Raw genomic sequence first — 17,188 nt, 5'->3', positions numbered from 1 at the left:
CCGTGAGATTCATATTGAGGTTACGGGGGTCTTTCAAGAGAGTCTGCTTGACATACGTACTAGTTCGTACATTTTGTAGTGGCGAAGACAACTTGAGGAGGATGTGTTCGCACCGGTGCCCTAACGCCGCCCCGTGACGCCAATGTGATGCGCGGGCGCCAAGACGGCACTCCGCTTTGGGAGGAGCGCATGATCCGCATTATCGATTTCTATTTCTTCGCGCTGAAGGTGGCGATTGCCTTGCTGCTTGCCGGCATGGTCGTCCTCGTCTTCGGCAACGTCGTTTTGCGCTATGCGTTCAATCAGGGCATCACGGTCTCTGAGGAGCTATCACGCATCTTCTTCGTCTGGCTCACGTTTCTTGGCGCCGTGGTTGCCTTGCGCGAACACGGGCATCTCGGCGTTGATACGCTCATCAAACGACTGCCGCCGGCCGCCGCGAAGGTCGCGGTGCTTCTTGGCCATGTGTTGATGCTCTACGCTACCTGGCTGATGATCAGCGGCAGCTGGACGCAGACGCTCATCAACCTGCATGTCGGCGCGCCTGCGACTGGGCTTTCCATGGGCTTCTTCTACGGGGCCGGTCTCGCCTTTGGGGTACCCGCATTCCTCATCCTGCTTGCCGACGCTTTCGCCATCGCGACCGGACGCATCGACGTGACGACGGCGGAACTGGTGCGCGACAGCGAAGACGAAGTGGCGCTTGACCCACACCCCACGGCCACGCTCGGGCCGCTGCCCGTCAAACGCTGAGGACGAGCCGATGACGGTCACCATCTTCCTTGGCGCACTTCTCGGCCCCATGGCGCTCGGCGTGCCGATTGCATTTGCGCTGATCATCAGCGGCGTCGCCCTGATGCTCTTTCTCGGGCTCTTCGATGCACAGATCGTCGCCCAAAATGTCTTGAACGGCGCCGACAGCTTTCCGTTGATGGCCGTGCCCTTCTTCCTGCTTGCAGGCGAGGTCATGAACACCGGCGGGCTTTCCCGCCGCATCGTCGCCCTGGCGATGGCCATGGTCGGTCACATCCGCGGCGGCCTCGGCTTCGTGGCGATCTTTGCCGCCTGCATTCTTTCCAGCCTCTCTGGTTCAGCTGTCGCCGACGCGGCGGCCCTTGGCGCGCTGCTTCTGCCGATGATGCTGAAGAGCGGTCATGATCCGGCGCGCGCCGGAGGGCTGCTTGCCTCTGCATCGATCATCGGGCCTATCATTCCGCCGTCGATCGGCTTCATCCTCTATGGTGTGGTTGGCGGCGTCTCGATCACCAAACTCTTTCTTGCGGGCATTTTCCCGGGTTTGATGATCGCCGCGGCCCTTTGCATCACTTGGCTTATCGTCGCTCGCAAGGAGCAGTTCGAGCTCCCGCCAAGACAAAGCGCCCGCGTGCGGCTTGGAGCGCTGCTCGACAGTGTCTGGGCGCTTCTGTTGCCGGTGATCATCATCGTTGGTCTGAAGTTTGGTGTTTTCACGCCAACCGAAGCCGGCGTTGTTGCCGCGGTCTACGCCCTGTTCGTCTCGATGGTCATCTACCGCGAGCTGACGCCGGGCCAGCTCTTCCATGTCTTCGTAGCGGCCGCGAAAATTACATCCGTCGTGATGTTCCTGGTTGCCTGCGCTGCCGTTTCCGCCTGGCTGATTACGGTTGCAGACGTCCCCGGTGCGCTTGCCGCGCTTGTCGAACCGCTTATGGACAACCAGACCCTTTTGCTCATCGCAATCATGGTCCTGATCGTCGTCGTCGGGACAGCGATGGACATGACGCCGACGATCCTCGTCATGACGCCGGTTCTGATGCCGATCATCAAGCAAGCGGGGATCGACCCGGTCTATTTCGGCGTGCTGTTCATCATCAACAATTCGATCGGCCTGATCACCCCGCCAGTGGGCACCGTTCTCAACGTTATCTGCGGCGTCTCGAAACTGACGATGGAGGACCTGATGAAGGGCGTGTGGCCCTTCCTCATTGCCGAACTGATCGTCCTTTTCCTGCTCGTCCTGTTCCCAGAACTGGTGACCGTACCGGTCTCCTGGTTTGGGCACTGACGGCAACTTTTTATTGCGCTTCAACAGGCCGGCGGGATTACCGGCTCAATCTGGGAGGATAACATGTTGAACCGATTGACAAAAATGGCACTGGGCGTCGCCCTGCCGATCGTTTTGTTTGCAGCAGCGCCAACGCTTGCAGAGATACGCGACCAGACCATCAAGTTCGCGTCAGCCAACAACAAGGGTCACCCCCAAGTGACGGGCATGGAGAAGTTCGCCGAGCTCGTGAATGAAAAGAGTGGCGGCAAGATCGAGGTGAAGCTGTTCCCCGGCGGCACGCTTGGTGGTGACGTGCAGACCGTCTCCGCTCTCCAGGGCGGCGTTATCGAGATGACCGTGTTGAACGCCGGTATTCTTGCCAACAACGTCAAGCAATTCGGTGCCGTCGACCTTCCTTTCCTCTTCAATAGTGGCGAGGAGGCGGACAAGGTGATGGATGGCCCCTTTGGCGAGAGCCTCAGCAAGCTTTTGCCCGATACCGGCCTAGTCGGACTTGGATACTGGGAACTCGGCTTCCGCAATCTCACAAACAATCGCCATGCAGTGACCAAGCTTGAAGACATCAAGGGCCTTAAGATCCGCACGATCCAGTCCCCGATCCCGATCGAGCTCTTCAACACGCTCGGGGCCAACGCCGTGCCGCTGCCCTACACCGAACTCTATACAGCGCTCGAGACCGGAACGGTCGATGGCCAGGAAAACCCCGCCTCAAACATCCTGAACGCCAAGTTCTATGAAGTGCAGAAATACATGACGCTGACCCGTCACCAGTACAATCCGCAGATCGTGCTCGTCAGCAAGAAGTTCTGGGACGGCCTGAACGACGAGGAAAAGACCGTCCTGCAGGCGGCCGCGACCGAGGCCCGCGACTATCAGCGCAAGGTCTCGCGCGAGGCGGATACCGCAGCCCTTGAGGAAATCCGCAAGACAGGCATGGAGGTCAGCGAATTCAGTCCCGAGGAGACGCAGAAGCTGCGCGACGCCGTCAAGCCGGTGATCGAGAAGTTTAGCGCCGAGATCGGCGCTGACACCGTGCAGTTGTTGTTCAAGGAGATAGGTGCCGCGCGGGGCCAGTAACCGCGCGAATACTTCGGCCCGCCCGCAAAGTCGCGGCGGGCCGCAGGCTGGCTGCCCTTTGCAACGGGCTCAGAAGATGGAAACGGAAACAATGTCCGAAACGCTTGTAAGACCCTTGAAGGCGGGCCTGATCGGTGCAGGCATCCAGGCCTCGTTGACGCCCGCCATGCACATGGCCGAAGGTGCAGCTCAGGGACTCCGCTATGCTTATGAGCTTATCGATCTTTCCGAAATTGGTGCGACGGAAAATGATCTGCCGCGGCTGCTCGCCCACGCTGAGAGGCAGGGGTTTGCCGGCCTCAACATAACCCATCCGTGCAAGCAGGCGGTCATTGCCCATCTCGATGAACTCTCGCCAGACGCACACAGGCTTGGTGCCGTCAACACGGTCGTGCTCACGGGAGGGCGACGATATGGCCACAACACCGATTGGTGGGGCTTTGCCGAAGGCTTCAGGCGCGGATTGCCCGATGCAGATCTTTCCTCGGGCGTGCAGCTGGGAGCAGGAGGTGCGGGCGTCGCAACAGCCTATGCCGCGCTTTCGTTTGGCCTGAAGCGTCTCATCGTTTTCGATCGCGAGCCGGAACGGGCGCGATTGCTTGCCGCGATGCTGACCGCCTTGTTTCCAGAAGCCGACATCACCGCCGGTACGGACCTTTCTGTTGCGATGCGATCGGCATCCGGGTTGATTCACGCCACGCCGACCGGCATGGCGAACTATCCCGGGATGCCGCTTGACGCCGAACTTCTCGATCCGCGGCACTGGGTCGCCGAGATCGTCTATTTCCCGCTCGAAACGCCGCTGCTTTCAGAAGCGAGGCGACGCGGATGCCGCGCGCTCGACGGTGGGGGAATGGCGGTATTCCAGGCAGTTGGCGCTTTTCGCCTGTTCACAGGTCTTGAGCCCGACACAACGCGGATGCTTGCCCATTTCAAGGCAATGACCGGCTGATTCCCGAAAATTCCACCGAGGAGCAAGTGATGAAGACCTCGATAGCAACGGTTTCGCTCAGCGGCGACCTCAAGGACAAGCTGCGTGCCATCGCCAAGGCGGGCTTTGCCGGTGTCGAAATCTTCGAGAACGATTTCCTCGCCTTTGACGAGAGCCCGCGTCAGGTCGGCCGCATGGTGCGAGATTTCGGTTTGGAGATCAGTCTGTTCCAGCCGTTCCGGGATTTTGAGGGCATGCCGGAGCCGTTGAGAGCCCGAACGTTCGACCGTGCCGAGCGCAAGTTCGACTTGATGGAGGAGCTTGGCACGGACCTCGTCCTTGTCTGTTCCAATGTCTCGCCGGCTGCCGTTGGTGGCATTGACAGGGCGGCCGCGGACTTTAGCGAACTCGGCGAAAGGGCCGCAAAGCGGGGCTTGCGCGTCGGTTACGAAGCGCTCGCCTGGGGACGTCATATCAGCGATCATCGAGACGCCTGGGAAATCGTCCGACGCGTCGATCACCCGAGTATCGGGCTGATTCTCGACAGTTTTCATACGCTGTCGCGCAAGATCGAGATCAACTCGATCCGCTCCATCCCGAAGGAGAAGATCTTCATAGTCCAGTTGGCCGACGCCCCGCTGATCGACATGGATCTGCTGTATTGGAGCCGGCACTTCCGCAATATGCCGGGCGAGGGCGATCTCCCAGTGACAGACTTTACCCGCGCGGTGGCGGCAACTGGATATGACGGCTATCTATCGCTCGAAATCTTCAACGACCAATTTCGTGGAGGCAATGCCAATGCGATCGCTGTCGACGGATATCGCTCGCTGATCTATCTCGGGGATCAGGTTAGGCGCGCCGAACCGGATACTCGTTTGCCGGTCCCCATAATGCCCCCCCGCGCCGACGTGAGAGGTGTAGCGTTCGTGGAGTTCAGTGCCTCGGAAGAGGAAGCAAGCGAACTCGAAGCGTTGCTCATTTCAATCGGATTCACGAAAACAGCACAGCATCGGACGAAACAAGTGGTGGTTTATCGCCAGGGCGCCATCAACTTGGTGGTCAACACCGAGCGCGAAGGCTTTGCCAGCGCTTCCTATCTCGTTCACGGCACGTCCGCCTATGCCTTCGGCCTCATGGTGGATGATGCTGCGGCGACGGTAGAAAGGGCACGGGTGCTTGGGGCAGAACCATTCGAGCAGCCGGTTGGTCCAGGCGAGCTCGTGGTTCCGGCGATCCACGGAGTGGGCGGAGGGCTCATCTATTTTCTGGACGACAAATCCGAGCTCTCCAAGATCTGGGAGATCGAGTTTGAGCCAGTGCGCGACGGCGGCTCTGTCATCGCGGCCGGATTATGCTCCATCGATCACATCGCTCAGACCGTAAAATATGAGGAAATGCTGACCTGGCTGCTCTTCTACACATCGCTACTCGATGCTCATAAGACGCCGATGATCGACATCGTCGATCCAGCAGGCATCGTTCGCAGCCAGGTCGTGGAAAATGACGCCGGCACGTTGCGCCTGACACTGAACGGCGCGGAAAATCGCAACACGCTGGCCGGCCGGTTCATCGCCGAAACCTTCGGTTCCGGCGTCCAGCATCTGGCCTTTGCCACCAATGACATTTTTTCGACTGCGCAGGCATTGCGCGCCAATGGTTTCAAGGCGCTACCGATTTCGCCGAACTACTACGATGACGTTGAAGCGCGCTTCGGTCTCGACGTTCAACTCGTCGAAAGGCTGAAGTCCGAAAACATCCTCTATGACCGCGACGAGGACGGCGAGTATTACCAGCTCTACAGCCCGACCTTTGGCGAAGGTTTCTTCTTCGAGATCGTCGAAAGACGGGGCTATCGCGGCTACGGAGCCGCCAACGCGATTTTTCGCATTGCAGCGCTACGAAAGTACCTGAGGCCAGAGGGGCTGCCAAAAGGCTGACAGCCTAGCGATGGTAATTCTTTCCGTTGCTAGGGAAAGTTCGCGCCCGGTTCCCGGCCGATGGCATGCCCTATGCTGAAATCCTTTGGCGCACGACCCTTCAACCGGTCAAGCCGCGTGCGAACGGACCCTGGCCGCGAGCAGTCGCCGCCTGGAATGCTCATCTTGGAGTGGTGAGATACTCGTAAGCTTTGAAACAACTGGTGGCGGGGTTCGATTCCGTTCAGGGAGTTGCACAGCGCGAAGGTTTCTCTGGCAAGGGCAGCCCGCATCGTTGCTGCAGCCGGATAAAAACCGGCAGCAAGGTCGCCGCCGGTTCCTCAACGCGAAGCTTAAAAGTTTCTTTGGAAGCGCACGACACCACCGAAGGCGTCCTCGTGTCCGCGAAACCCGCGAAAAGCGGTGTAGTCGAGCTCCGGCGTGATCTTGAAGCCCGGCGCGATCTCATAGGCAACATTGAGGGCTGCGTTCCAGGTGCCATCCTCCTCGAAGTCGATCTGGCTGTTGATGGTTGCCTTTTCGCTGACCTTCACGGAAGCACCGCCCCACATTGCCCAGTCGCCGTACCAGCTGCCGTAGTAGTTCGGCCGGCTCGGGTCGGACTGGTAGGCAGCCATGACGAACAATGAGAGCGTGTCGGTGACGTCGAGGTTGACGCGCGCCTTGAAGGCCCAGGCATCATAGCGCGTGTCATAGGCCGCCATGCCAAAAAGCGTCATCCGGTCCGCTTCGTATTTCACCCCGCCGAGGAGGTGGGGAATGCTGTCGGCCCGGAGGTCAAACCACTCGCGGCTTGCCACGCCGGACGCGTCGACCACCTCCAGTTCCCAGGAGCCATTGCCTTCCTCTGCGCCCACCATGGCGGAAAAGCCGTTGCCGAAGTCGTGGGTATAGCTCGCCTGCATCGTACGGTCGCCCGAGTAGTAAATGACGTCGTCGTAGATGACGTTGCCGGCACCCCAGGTCCAGTTGGCAAAGAGCGAATCGGCGATGCCGACCGAGAAGCCGGCAAGCTCGATAAGCGCTTCCGAAATGTAGATGCGCTCGCCCGATGCCTTGTGCTCGAAGCGCGTCTCCAGATAGGAGCGCAGCGTACCGAACTCGGTTTCATTGCGAGCGTCGAAGCGTAGTGTCGCCCGCGCCTTGCCGGGCAAGCCATCGAGCGAGCCGCCCCAGTAGACATCGTCGCCGGCCGCAACCTCGTGGCGCAGGTAGCCGCTGATCTTCAGGCAGGTTTCGGTGCCCGGAACATAGAAGAAACCGTTGCCATAGGCATCGCAGACGCGGACATATTCGACCGGTTCCGCGTCTGCAGCCGTTGCCGCTTGGGTGGCGGCCATCAGGCAGAGCGCCGCTGCGGCACCTTTCAGGAGGAGAAGTGCCGTAGCACTGGTTGGTTTGTACATATCGAGTTCGTTCCCTTGTCGGTTCTTGAAAATTGGCAAAGCTTCGCCGGCTCCGTCCGTGGCGTGCGGGACAAGCGGGTGCTGAGCGGGTCTGTATGGAATGAGAGAAAAAAGGGCCGGTATCGTTTGCGATACCGGCCAGTCGGGGGTTACCCGCGCGGCGGCCAGACTTCGCCGGCAAGGCCGGTTTTCGGTACACCGAGAAGCGGCGTCTTCAGGGCGCGGATGCCGTCGATGCTGATCAGCCAGATGATGTTGCGGTCGTACTCGGTAAAGACCGCGAAGCTGGCGTTTTCATAGGTGTATTCGGGCATTTCCTCAGGCTTGGGGAAGCGCGGCACGTAGTAGCCGGCGATCTTCGGATCCTTCGGGTCCTTGACGTCGAAGATCTGCAGCCCGGCATTGTAGAAGGCATAGGGCAGGATGCCGTCGCGGCTGTGACCCGGCTGGTGGGTCGTGCCGGACCGCTTCGGACCAAAACTGCCGCGCCGCTGGCAATAGTCGGTGAATTCGGCCTCTGCCGGGGGTGTCGGACGCGGGAAGGTGGCGACGACCTTCGGGTCCTTCGGATCCTTGGCGTCGATGACCAGCACGTCCTTGTAGGGCTCGTAGCAGTTGGAGTTCATCGGGTAGCCGTTGGCAAAGACATAGCCGGTGCGCTCGTACTGGCTGGTATCGGCATTGTCGAATTCGGTACCGGCAAAGCTTGGCGGGATGCTCAGATGGCCCATCATTTCCGGCGTGCCGGGATTGGTGAGATCGAAGGTGTAGAAGCCGAGGCCGCCCATCGCGCCGAAGCCGATCTTGCCACCTTTTTCCACCGGCTTCGGCAGGAACAGCGGCATGCGCGAGCCCATCCAAGACGTGCGGTTGCCGGCGCGCGGGTTCATCAGGTAGGCGTCCTCGCTTGCCTTGTCGCCGACGACCTGTCCGGGAACGGTGACCTGGCTGACGAAAAGAGGATTGGCCGGGTCCGTCATGTCCCAAGCCTGGTAGCCCGGCGAATGCAGGTAGTCCGGATACTCGGTCAATGCGTAGCTGTCGTCGGGCGCCGACGAGAGGTACATGTACTTGCCGCCAAACCAGGCGGGTGCGTCGAGCGAACCGGAGCCCTGCTGCTTGCCGATGGGCGCGTCCGGGTTGTTGATGTCGGTCGTGCGGGTGGCGATCAGCGTCCAGTCACTCGGCAGCGGCCCGTTCATCTCGTAGACCTTGAAGCCCTTGAGCGAATTGTAGTGGCGTAGCGTCTCGACGATGTCGGGCTGGGTGCGCTTGTTGTCGAGAATGCCGAAGCGGCCGATCTCGTAGGAGGCTACGACGACGTTTTTCTGGAGCTTTTCACTCCAGGCAATCGTCATACCGCCGAAATAGTCCTGGACCGTCTTGGCGTCCCAGTCTTCGCTTGAACCGTCCTGTCCCCAGACGCCGCCCTTGGAATAGACGACCTTGGCCTTGGCCGGGTCGGTGATGTCGAGCACGCGCATGTAGTCGCGGTCATGCAGGTACATGTAGCGCTTGCCGTCAAAATCCGCGACGTCGGGCCAGGCATGCCAGGGCGATGTGATGTGCGGGTAGAAGGCGATTTCCTCGACGTTGCTCTTGTAGGTTTTGTCGTCCCAATGGGTGAGCTGGCCGGGGAAGTTCGGCGATGCGCCGAGTGCTGTGGCGCGCGGCGCGTTGAACTTGCCCGTCGCCGGATCCATGCCGTAGTCCTTGCCCGGCGTCAGCGCCGGCGGCTGCTTGTCGTAGGTCAGTTCCGACCAGCGCTTGAGGTGGGGATCCTGGATGTTGATCTCCGTCGGTACTTCCTTTTCCCAACCCGCGGCAAGCGCAGTGCCCGCGGCCAGACACAAAATTGAGCACGTGATGATCAGCCTTCTCGGCATGTTGGTCTCCTCCTGGAATATCGGTGAACGGACGCGTCCAAGGCTGGCAGCGGCGCAAGCAAACGACAGCTCGGCGGCGAACACACCCCTGTGTCGCGTTCCGAATTCTTCTTTCGTCGTGTCAGTTGATCGCGAAGGCCTCCTCATGCCCGCGCAAATCACGCCGCTTCCGTTTGCTTAGGCGCCATGAAACAGGGTCGCTTTCCCCATAACAATCGCCTTAATCAGCATTAATTCATGCGGATTTCTTATGAGTTCCCGGGCGTGTTGATGGTTTGCGGGATCCAGATGACGCAACTTCCCCTTCCTCGACGGCGTAGACTTCGAGCGGATAGCCGAAATGCTCGTCCATCAGGATCCGAGCGCGTTCGGCGTTGCGGTCGAGTACGGCCTCCATCAGCTCGGTGTGCGGACCGATGGATTGCGCCTTATGCAGCGCGGCCATGGCCTCCGCGTAGCCGGTCGTCTCTCCGTGCGCCGCGCGCAGAACAGGGGCGAAGGCGAGGAACCGGTAGTGGCGTTGGAGCTGGTCGGAGATGGTCGAGCGGAAGTGCATCAGCCAACTCGATTGCGCAGCGCTCAAGAGGGCGGCGTGAAATGCCTCGTGCCGTTCCATCCAGGTATCCACGGCAAGGTCGGAAGAATCCTCGACGATCGTCTTGCAACGAGACAGACGGTAGTGCGCCGTGACGATCGCCGATTCCCATTCCGAGCCGCCGCGCTCCATGGCTTCCAGCAACAGAGGGATTTCGACGACTGCGCGGGCTTTTGTCAGATCCTCCAGCCCCTTGCGCGACACGGGTGCGACGGTGAAGCCGCGGTTGGAGATCGCCACTACCAGCCGCTCGGCCTCCAGCCGTGACAGTGCCTCTCGAAGAGGTGTCCGCCCGACATCATAGGTCTTGCTCAGAAGGTCGGGCCGCAACGGCGCCCCCGGTTGCAGGCGGGCCATGAGGATCTCGGTCCGCAAAATCCTGTAGGCGGCCTCTGTTTTTGTGCTGTTTTCCTGCTCGTCGACCAAAGGCACCTCCAAAATTCACCGCCCGAATGTTCGGTAATCATATATGCGAGAATAATATATGATAATCGCCAATTGCTATAATTGTATACTATATCGTTGACTTTGCCGTTGGGCTGCGCTTCCTCATCGCTCGTGCTGTCACTGCAACAGCTGGAGGAGGAACACATGGCGACGACAAAATCGAAACTCATCACAGGCCTGATGGCGGCGGGCCTGGTGCTTGCCGGCATCGGTTCGGCGGCTGCCGATCCGATCCGCATCGGCATCGCCAATTTCGGCGAACACCCACCGCTCAACGCCGCCATCGCCGGCTTCAAGGCGGCGCTCGCCGAAAACGGCTTCGTCGAGGGCAAGGACGTCGTCTACACGGAGAGCCACACCAATTTCGACGCCTCGCTGGTGCCGCAGATGATCGCCAAGCTGCAGGCCGAACAGCCAAAGCTCGTCTACACCGTCACCACCCCGGTTTCGCAGATCGCCAAGAAGGCGCTCGCAGGCTCCGGCATCCCGGTGATCTTCACGGCCGTGACCGATCCGGTCGCGGCCAAGCTCGTGCCTTCCCGCGAAAGCGGTGATGACGGCATCACCGGTGCGACCGACAGCCAGGACATGGCGGCGGTGCTCGACTTCACCAGGAAGCTCCTGCCGAACGCCAAGCGGCTCGGTCTGCCTTACAATCCGGGCGAGGCCAACGACGTCGCGCTGCTCGAAGCTGTGCGCAAAATTGCGCCTGAGCAGGGCTTTGAAGTCGTCGAAGTCGGCGTCGACAACCTCAACGACATCCAGCAGCGCATCACCTCGCTCTCCGGTAAGGTCGACGTCATCTATGGCCCGACCTCCAACATGATCCAGCCGGCGATCGCGGCGGTCGCGTCGGCCGCGCGCCAGGCGGGCATCCCGGTCGTCAATGCCGTCGATACGGCCGTACAGGAGGGTTTCGTGCCGGCAAGCTTTGCCGTCAACTACGAGCAGGTCGGCAAGAATGCCGGCAAGATTGCGGCTGAAGTCTTGAAGGGCAAGGACCCGAAGTCCATTGCTCCTGTTTTCCCTGCCTATGAGGACCACCAGGCACTGATCTCGAAGAAGGCGATGGCCGCCTTCGGCGTCGAGATCCCGGCTTCGCTCGCCGACTGCAACTGCATCGTCGAGTAATCCGACGCCAGCTACGGCGGCGGCCACGACGCCGCCGTCCATGAGCGCGCCGCGCGCGCCCTGTCCATTCGTATTTACATGAATTCCGGAAGCAAGGCTGCGGAGGCGGCCTCTACGGAATTGCTCAGAGGAGGAACGGATGCTCGAAATCCGATCTGCACGAAAGGTCTTCTACAAGGGGCAGCCCGACGAGAAGATCGCCCTCAACGATCTCAGCCTGACGCTTCCGACCGGCAACTTCGCCATCGTCATCGGATCGAACGGCGCCGGCAAGAGCAGCATGCTCAATGCCATTTCCGGCGCGCTCATGCTCGATTCAGGCAAGATCCTCATCAACGGCGACGATGTGACGGCACTGCCCGTGCACAAACGTGCGACACGGGTGGCCCGGGTCTTCCAGGATCCGATGAAAGGCACCGCCGCCTCGATGACGGTTGCGGAAAACATGCTGCTTGCCGAATTGCGCGGCAAGAAACTTGGCCTTGGCCGTGGCCTCAATGCCAGGCGGCTCGCAAGCTACCGCGAACGCCTCGCGGCGCTGAACCTTGGGCTCGAAAACCGACTGGACACGCGCGTCGAACTGCTCTCAGGCGGCCAGCGGCAATCGCTTTCGCTGATCATGGCGACGTGCGACCAGCCGGATCTGCTGCTCCTCGACGAGCATACCGCAGCCCTCGATCCCCGCACGGCAGATATCGTCATGCAGGCGACGGTACGCGCGGTCGAAGCCTTCAATCTCACCACGCTGATGGTGACGCACAACATGCAGCACGCCGTCGATTTCGGCCATAGCGTGGTGATGCTCGATGCCGGCCAGATCCGGCTCGAGATCACCGGCGCGGAAAAGGCCGAGGTCACGATCCCGAAACTCATTGGTCACTTCGGCATGAAGACCGACCGGATGCTGCTCGCAAGCTGAGACGGACATGGAAACGGTTTCTATGATATTTTCGAACTTCATCACGCTCGTCCCGGTCACGCTGGCGCAGAGCCTCATCCTTTCCTTTATCGTTCTCGGCATCATGCTGCCATTCCGAACACTGAATTTTCCGGACCTGACGAGCGAGGGCGCATTCCCGCTCGGCGGCTGCGTCTGCGCGCTGTCGCTCGCCGGTGGCGCACCCGGTTGGCTGGCGATCCTCGTTGCGATGGCCGCAGGCTTCCTGGCGGGTAGCTGCACGGCCTTCGTGCATCTGCGCTTCCGCATCCACACGCTGCTTGCCGGCATTCTGATGATGACGATGCTCTACTCGATCAATCTGCGGCTGATGGGCAAGTCTAACCTCTCGGTGTACGGCACGCCAACCATTTTCGATGGCGTACCCTTTGCCGAGCCGGGTTTCCCGGTCGCGAAGATCGTCGTTGCAGGACTGCTCGGCATTGCCGTCTATTGCGTTTTGAACCTCTATTTCCGGACCGAACGCGGAACGGCCATGCGCGCCGTCGGCTCCAACCCGGATATGGCGGAAGCGCAGGGGATCAGCATCTGGGCCTTCACCATCGGCGGGGTCGGTCTAGCCGGTGCCTTCTCGGCCGCCAGCGGCGCGCTCATGGTGCAGTCGCAGGGGTTTGCGGACGTCAACATGGGCATCGGTACGCTGATCAACGGCCTTGCGGCGCTGATGATCGGCGAAGCCATTGTCGGCAAGCAGACGATCCGGCGCCAGCTTGCGGCACCCTTCGTCGGAGCCATCGTCTACTACCAGCTTGTCTCGCTCTGCCTTGCCGCCGGCATGCCGCCGACCGACCTGAAACTTGCCACCGGCCTCTTCGTGCTCGCCATGCTGGCGCTCCCAACCCTCAAGCGCGCCCGCGGCCCCATGCCGGCCCGCGAAACCGTCCGTGAATAGAAGGACTGCCCCATGAACATCGATATCCATGCTGTCGAGGCGCTCGATCGCGACGACCCGCTCGCGGCCTTCAAGAAGCGCTTTGATTTGCCCGAAGGCGTCACCTATCTCGACGGCAATTCGCTCGGCGCGGCGCTCTTTGCCTCCTACGCCGAAATCGAGAAGGCCGCGAAACTCGAATGGGGCCGCGACCTCATTCGCAGCTGGAACACGGCTGGCTGGTTCGCCCTGCCGCTGACGCTCGGCGACCGCGTCGGCCGCCTCATTGGCGCAGCACCCGGCCAGACGGCCGTGACCGACCACACCTCGGCCAATGTCTACAAGGCGCTGCACGCCGCACTCGGCCTCAATGCGGAGCGCAAGGTCATTGTCGCGGAAAGCGAGAGCTTCCCGACCGATCTTTACATGGCTGAGGGCGTGATTGCGACGCGGCCCGGTACCGTCCTGCGGCTTGAGGGCGTCGATGGCCCGCGGATCGAAGGCCTGATCGACGAGAGCGTCGCCGTGGTGCTCGTCAATCACGTCAACTACAAGACCGGCGCTCTGCGCGATATGGCGGCGCTGACCAAGCGCGCGCACGATGTGGGTGCGCTCGTCGTCTGGGATCTCTGCCATTCGGCCGGTGCGCTGCCGGTGGAACTCGATCGCTGCAACGTCGATTTCGCCGTCGGTTGCACCTACAAGTATCTGAATGGTGGCCCCGGTGCGCCAGCCTTTATCTATGTCGCCAGGCGCCATCAGGAAAAGGCCAGCCAACCGCTCAGTGGCTGGTGGGGCCACGCCCGTCCATTCGCTTTCGAGCGCAATTACGACGGCGGCGCGGGCATCTTGCGCTTCCTCTCCGGCACGCAGCCAATCCTGTCGCTGCGCACGCTTTCGGCCGCGCTCGATCTTTGGGATGAAGTGGACATGACGGCCATCCGCCGGAAGAGCATCGCACTCACCGACCTCTTCATAAAGCTCGTCGAAGCGCGTTGCGGCGCGCATGGCCTGAAGCTGGTCGGTCCAAGCGACGGCACGGTGCGCGGCAGCCAGGTCTCCTTCGAGCACGAGGGGGCCTATGAAATCATGCAGGCTCTGATCGAGCGGGGCGTCATCGGTGACTTCCGCGCCCCGGCCACCATCCGTTTTGGTTTCACACCGCTCTATACGAGTTTTAAGGATGTGTGGAACGCCGTGGACGTGCTGCATGACGTGATGGAGACTGGCGCTTGGCGCGACGCCCGCTTTGCTGTCCGTAGCGCCGTGACCTGATCGCGATCGCTTGTGAAAAATGGAAAAGCGCTTTCCCTCCCGGGAAGGCGCTTTTTTTCGTTTGTGCTGGCTCGAGACTTATCACATCTCGATATCAATTCATTCAACCTATGTGGATTGTTATATTAGACCGCTGATTGCATCCATTACCGGAACAGGAAGGCGCAGCCTCTGAAGGAATGGCGAAAAGGCAATCTCATGGCTCAGGATACGCATGCTCAGCTCTATATCGGCGGCAAATGGAGGGCGACCTCTGAGGCGCTCGCCGTCATCAACCCCGCCAATGAGGATGTCATCGGCAAGGTGGCGGTCGCCCGCGAGACGGATCTCGCCGATGCAACAGACGCTGCCTGGCAGGGCTTTCAGGTCTGGAGCCGGACATCGCCGGCTGCCCGCGCGGCGATCATCCTGAAGGCGGCCCAGCTTATGCGCGAGCGCTCAGAGGAGATCGCGCGTTCGATCACGCTCGAAAACGGCAAGCCGCTTTCCGAGGCGCGGTCCGAGGTCATTCGCGGTTGCGAATTCTTCGAATGGGACGCCGGCGAATGCGTGCGTCTCTACGGCCGGGTTATCCCGAGCGCACCGGGCATCCGCTACATCGTGCTGCAGGAACCGATCGGCCCGGTCGCGGCGTTTTCGCCCTGGAACTTCCCGATGAGCCAGCCCGCTCGCAAGATCGGCGGCGCACTTGCGGCCGGCTGCTCCATCATCATGAAGGCGTCCGAGGAGACGCCAACCGGCGTCGTGCACATAGCGCGGGCGTTCCACGATGCAGGCCTTCCTGCCGGTGTGCTCAACCTCGTTTTCGGCCACCCCGCCGAAATCTCAGGCTATCTCATCCCTCAGGACCGCATCCGCATGGTCGCCTTCACCGGCTCGACCGTCGTCGGAAAGCACCTGACGACGCTCGCTTCGCAAGTGATGAAACCGGCGCTGATGGAACTTGGCGGCCACGCGCCCGTCATCGTCTGCGAGGATGCCGATCCGGTTGCGGCCGGCATTGCCTGCGCCACCCGCAAGTATCGCAATTCCGGCCAGGTCTGCACCTCGCCGACGCGCTTCTTCGTGCACGAAACGCTTTACAGGCGCTTCACCGACGCCTTCGTGGAGAAGGCGCGTTCGATCAAGGTCGGTGACGGCCTCGACGCAGGGACGCAGATGGGCCCGGTGGCCAACGATCGCCGCATCGCTGCCCTCCAGGAGCTTGTCGACGATGCGCGCGCAAAGGGCGCCCGCATCCTGTGCGGCGGAGGACGTCTGGACGGCAAGGGCTACTTCTTCGCGCCGACCGCGATTTCCGATCTGCCGGACGATGCCCGCGCGCTCAGCGAAGAGCCCTTCGGCCCGCTCGCGCTGATCAATCCGGTTGCCTCGATCGACGAAGCGCTTACGAAAGCGAATGCGCTTCCGTTTGGTCTTGCCGCCTATGGCTTCACCAACTCGGCCGCCAACATCGACCGCCTGATGCAGGGCATCGAGGCCGGCAATCTTTCGATCAACACGCTGGAGGCCTCCGTCGCCGAAACGCCGTTCGGTGGCGTCAAGGAAAGCGGCCTTGGCCGCGAGGGTGGCGCGGAGGGCCTGCATCACTACACCGTCGTCAAGAACGTCTCGCTGCGCACCGCCTGACGGCATCGCGCGCCGCAATGAATGGATGATCAGGCCGAAACCGCTGTCTGGGTGGTTTCGGCCTTCTTGCGTTCCATCAGCCGACAACCGGGACCATGTCGCGCAGCACCTTGCGCAGCAGTGTGCGCACCGCGAGCGTCGCGGGGGAGGGCGTGCGTTCGCGCGCCGTGATGACAGAGACATCGCGGGCAATCGACGGCTCGACCAACGGGCGGGCTGAGATCTTCCGACCGTTGAGGCCGGTAAAGGCATAGGTCGGCAGGATGGCAACCCCCGCCTCCCGCTCGACGAGCGAAAGGGCCGTGTTGATCTGGTGCACTTCGAGAGAAGGGCGCAGTGGCACGCCGGCGCTTTCGAAGCCGACCTCGGTCAGAAGACGGATATTGCTTTCGCGCGTCAGCGTGATGATCGGCTGGTCGGAAAGCGCGGACCAGGCCACTTCGGCCTTCGTGCAGATGGCGTGGCCCTCGGGCGCAAAAACCATCAGCTGGTCGCGCAGCACGCGTTGGATCTCAAGGCCGTCCTCGTCGCTGGCAAAGGTGCCGACGCCGAGGTCGCAGAGGCCACTGCGCACCCGGGGCGCGATCATGTCCGTCACGACGTCCTCGATCCTGAGTTTGAGGTTCGGATGGCTTTGAGCGACTTCCTGCAGCAGGCGCGGCAGCACGGTTGCGCCAAGGAAGGGCGGGGCGGCGATGCGCACCAGGCCCGTTCTCAGTTGCCCGAGATCGTGCACCGCATCGACGGCGCGCTCGATTTCCGCAAGGCCGGGCAGCGCGGCCGCCGCAAAGACCCGACCGGCCTCGGTCAGTTCGACGCGTCGGGTCGTGCGGTCGAAGAGCCGCGCGCCGAGCAGCGCCTCGAGGTCGCGGATCGCATGCGAGATGCCGGCCTGGCTGGTGCGCAAGCGTTCGGCGGCGCGGGAGAAGTTGCCGAGTTCGACCACGGCCTGAAAACACTTGATCTGACGGAGATTGAGCATCGCGGGATCCATA

14 protein-coding genes are annotated in these 17,188 nt (G+C 61.5%); 10 read left to right on the top strand and 4 right to left on the bottom strand.

Translation table 11 applies throughout. The features are described 5' to 3' along the window. Positions 1-189: 189 nt before the first annotated feature. The 5 genes from OVA00_RS37600 to OVA00_RS37580 all read left to right on the top strand — a co-directional run bounded on the left by OVA00_RS37600 (position 190) and on the right by OVA00_RS37580 (position 5,995). Positions 190-753 carry a TRAP transporter small permease gene (locus tag OVA00_RS37600; protein ID WP_034796497.1) on the top strand — a complete coding sequence of 188 codons (564 nt, stop codon included), beginning with the start codon at positions 190-192 and terminating at the stop codon, positions 751-753. A 10-nt stretch (positions 754-763) separates the two neighbouring features. Next, entirely contained in the window at positions 764-2,044 is a 1,281-nt protein-coding gene (locus OVA00_RS37595; protein ID WP_060517979.1) for a TRAP transporter large permease subunit, read from the top strand. A 63-nt stretch (positions 2,045-2,107) separates the two neighbouring features. After that, the gene (locus tag OVA00_RS37590; protein ID WP_268090940.1) at positions 2,108-3,124 is read left to right on the top strand and encodes a TRAP transporter substrate-binding protein; all 1,017 of its coding nucleotides are present in this window, start codon (positions 2,108-2,110) and stop codon (positions 3,122-3,124) included. A gap of 91 nt (positions 3,125-3,215) precedes the next feature. Continuing rightward, on the top strand, positions 3,216-4,076 hold the full coding sequence (locus OVA00_RS37585; RefSeq protein WP_268090939.1) for a shikimate dehydrogenase: 861 nt from the start codon (positions 3,216-3,218) through the stop codon (positions 4,074-4,076). A gap of 29 nt (positions 4,077-4,105) precedes the next feature. Beyond that, positions 4,106-5,995, top strand: coding sequence for a bifunctional sugar phosphate isomerase/epimerase/4-hydroxyphenylpyruvate dioxygenase family protein (locus OVA00_RS37580; protein WP_034796489.1), 1,890 nt, complete (start codon positions 4,106-4,108; stop codon positions 5,993-5,995). A 332-nt stretch (positions 5,996-6,327) separates the two neighbouring features. Here the strand turns inward: OVA00_RS37580 and OVA00_RS37575 are convergent, their stop codons facing one another. The 3 genes from OVA00_RS37575 to OVA00_RS37565 form a co-directional block, all read right to left on the bottom strand. Beyond that, positions 6,328-7,401: a porin gene (locus OVA00_RS37575; RefSeq protein WP_268090937.1), complete on the bottom strand. Its 1,074-nt coding sequence runs from the start codon at positions 7,399-7,401 to the stop codon at positions 6,328-6,330. A 149-nt stretch (positions 7,402-7,550) separates the two neighbouring features. Then, a complete protein-coding gene (locus OVA00_RS37570; RefSeq protein ID WP_268090936.1) occupies positions 7,551-9,287 on the bottom strand; it encodes a hypothetical protein in 1,737 nt (578 codons plus the stop codon). Between the two features lie 235 nt (positions 9,288-9,522). Beyond that, positions 9,523-10,308 (bottom strand): GntR family transcriptional regulator, encoded by a 786-nt coding sequence (locus OVA00_RS37565; RefSeq protein ID WP_060517974.1) that lies wholly within the window; start codon positions 10,306-10,308, stop codon positions 9,523-9,525. 165 nt (positions 10,309-10,473) lie between these two features. Here OVA00_RS37565 and OVA00_RS37560 point away from each other — a divergent pair, with 165 nt between their 5' ends. The 5 genes from OVA00_RS37560 to OVA00_RS37540 all read left to right on the top strand — a co-directional run bounded on the left by OVA00_RS37560 (position 10,474) and on the right by OVA00_RS37540 (position 16,193). Next, complete coding sequence (locus tag OVA00_RS37560; RefSeq protein WP_112772009.1) at positions 10,474-11,460, top strand: ABC transporter substrate-binding protein; 987 nt, start codon at positions 10,474-10,476, stop codon at positions 11,458-11,460. Between the two features lie 139 nt (positions 11,461-11,599). Continuing rightward, on the top strand, positions 11,600-12,379 hold the full coding sequence (locus OVA00_RS37555; RefSeq protein WP_034796481.1) for an ABC transporter ATP-binding protein: 780 nt from the start codon (positions 11,600-11,602) through the stop codon (positions 12,377-12,379). A gap of 7 nt (positions 12,380-12,386) precedes the next feature. Continuing rightward, positions 12,387-13,310, top strand: a complete 924-nt coding sequence (locus tag OVA00_RS37550) for an ABC transporter permease (RefSeq protein ID WP_268090935.1) — start codon at positions 12,387-12,389, stop codon at positions 13,308-13,310. A gap of 12 nt (positions 13,311-13,322) precedes the next feature. Beyond that, positions 13,323-14,564 carry a kynureninase gene (kynU, locus tag OVA00_RS37545; protein WP_268090934.1) on the top strand — a complete coding sequence of 414 codons (1,242 nt, stop codon included), beginning with the start codon at positions 13,323-13,325 and terminating at the stop codon, positions 14,562-14,564. Between the two features lie 198 nt (positions 14,565-14,762). After that, positions 14,763-16,193 (top strand): NAD-dependent succinate-semialdehyde dehydrogenase, encoded by a 1,431-nt coding sequence (locus OVA00_RS37540; protein WP_113553486.1) that lies wholly within the window; start codon positions 14,763-14,765, stop codon positions 16,191-16,193. Positions 16,194-16,269: 76 nt separating this feature from the next. Here OVA00_RS37540 and OVA00_RS37535 read toward each other — a convergent pair whose 3' ends face one another. Continuing rightward, the gene (locus OVA00_RS37535) at positions 16,270-17,175 is read right to left on the bottom strand and encodes a LysR family transcriptional regulator (RefSeq protein WP_060580828.1); all 906 of its coding nucleotides are present in this window, start codon (positions 17,173-17,175) and stop codon (positions 16,270-16,272) included. Between the last annotated feature and the right edge of the window lie 13 nt (positions 17,176-17,188).

Source organism: Ensifer sp. SL37 (assembly GCF_026672675.1).
In the GTDB taxonomy this organism is placed as follows: Bacteria; Pseudomonadota; Alphaproteobacteria; order Rhizobiales; family Rhizobiaceae; genus Ensifer; species Ensifer adhaerens.
Note: the sequence above shows the minus strand (reverse complement) of the source record. Positions and strands in the feature narration are given on the sequence as shown.